At 47.4% G+C, this 578-nt stretch carries 1 protein-coding gene; it reads right to left on the reverse strand.

Annotated elements, in window-relative coordinates:
- A partial coding sequence (gene trhA, locus R7Z77_RS27205) for a PAQR family membrane homeostasis protein TrhA (RefSeq protein WP_025559746.1) occupies positions 1–538 on the reverse strand: 538 nt, incomplete at its 3' end.
- Positions 539–578 lie beyond the last annotated feature (40 nt).

Here is a 578-nt window from a genome sequence, read left to right on the forward strand (position 1 = left end):
CCCCTAGCGAGTACACCAAACCGCCCACAGCAAGCAGCGTAAGTCCACCGATATCCAGATTGATCGCCAACTGATAAATCACAATCAACGACAACCATCCCATCACCAAATAAGTCATCAGCGACAACTTCTTAAAGCGATAAACAAACGCGACCTTCATGATGATGCCGAGCAGAGCAATGCTCCAGATAACTATCATCAAGCCAAACGCAAGTGGCGTGCGTAAACTCACCAACAAAAATGGCGTGTAACTGCCAGCAATAAGCAGATAAATAGCGCAATGGTCGAAGGTTTTCAGCCAGCGTTTCGCTTTAGGGTGAGGGATCGCGTGGTACAGCGTTGAGGCTAGAAACAGCACAATAATACTGGAGCCGTAGATCGCCATGCTTGTCACGGTCAATGTGTCAGCTTGGTGGTTTGTCGCTTTGATTAACAACAGGATTAACCCGACAATGCCGAAAATCATCCCAATACCGTGCGTGATGGTGTTGGCGAGCTCTTCACTTTGACTGTATTGAGGTTTCTGCGGTGAGGACATCAATGCGCCTATACTAGAGTTTGGAATATTCGCTCTAGTA

It is taken from the genome of Vibrio sp. 1401, from assembly GCF_033340295.1.